This is a genomic window from Pseudomonas sp. NPDC008258, from assembly GCF_042956345.1.
In the GTDB taxonomy this organism is placed as follows: domain Bacteria; phylum Pseudomonadota; class Gammaproteobacteria; order Pseudomonadales; family Pseudomonadaceae; genus Aquipseudomonas.
Window position 1 is genome coordinate 1 of record NZ_JBIBGE010000084.1, and the last position, 1055, is coordinate 1055.

Consider the following 1055-nt stretch of genomic DNA (forward strand, 5'->3'; position numbering starts at 1 on the left):
GCCTTCATCAACGGCGAATACACCGATGCCGCATCCGGTGAAACCTTCGAGTGCCTGAGCCCGGTCGACGGACGCTTCCTGGCCAAGGTTGCCAGCTGCGACCTGGCCGATGCCAACCGCGCAGTGGAAAACGCCCGCGCCACCTTCAACGCTGGCGTGTGGTCGCAACTGGCCCCGGCCAAGCGCAAGGCCAAGCTGATCCGCTTCGCCGACCTGCTGCGCAAGAACGTCGAAGAGCTGGCGCTGCTGGAAACCCTGGACATGGGCAAGCCGATCGGCGACTCCTCCAGCATCGACGTGCCGGGTGCGGCGCAAGCCATTCACTGGACCGCCGAAGCCATCGACAAGGTCTACGACGAAGTCGCCCCGACCCCGCACGACCAGCTTGGCCTGGTTACCCGTGAGCCAGTGGGTGTAGTCGGTGCCATCGTACCGTGGAACTTCCCGCTGCTGATGGCCTGCTGGAAAATCGCCCCGGCCCTGGCTACCGGCAACTCGCTGGTGCTCAAACCGTCGGAAAAATCCCCGCTGACTGCCATCCGCATCGCCCAGCTGGCGATCGAAGCCGGTATCCCGGCCGGCGTGCTGAACGTGCTGCCAGGCTATGGCCATACCGTGGGCAAGGCCCTGGCCCTGCACATGGACGTCGACACCCTGGTGTTCACCGGTTCCACCAAGATCGCCAAGCAGTTGATGGTGTACGCCGGCGAATCGAACATGAAGCGCATCTGGCTGGAAGCCGGTGGCAAGAGCCCGAACATCGTCTTTGCCGACGCCCCGGACTTGCAAGCTGCCGCTGAGGCCGCCGCCAGCGCCATCGCCTTCAACCAGGGCGAAGTGTGCACCGCCGGTTCCCGTCTGCTGGTCGAGCGTTCGATCAAGGACACGTTCCTGCCGATGGTGGTCGAGGCCCTGAAAGGCTGGAAGCCCGGCAACCCGCTGGACCCACAGACCACTGTGGGTGCCCTGGTCGACACCCAGCAGATGAACACCGTGCTGTCGTACATCGAGGCTGGCCACAAGGACGGCGCCAAGCTGCTGGCCGGCGGCAAGCG

General features: G+C 65.0%; 1 protein-coding gene. It reads left to right on the forward strand.

Annotation, left to right across the window (positions count from 1 at the left end; all coding sequences use genetic code 11):
- The coding region (locus ACFY9W_RS29085; RefSeq protein WP_391138312.1) for an aldehyde dehydrogenase family protein at positions 1-1055 on the forward strand (1055 nt) is incomplete at both ends.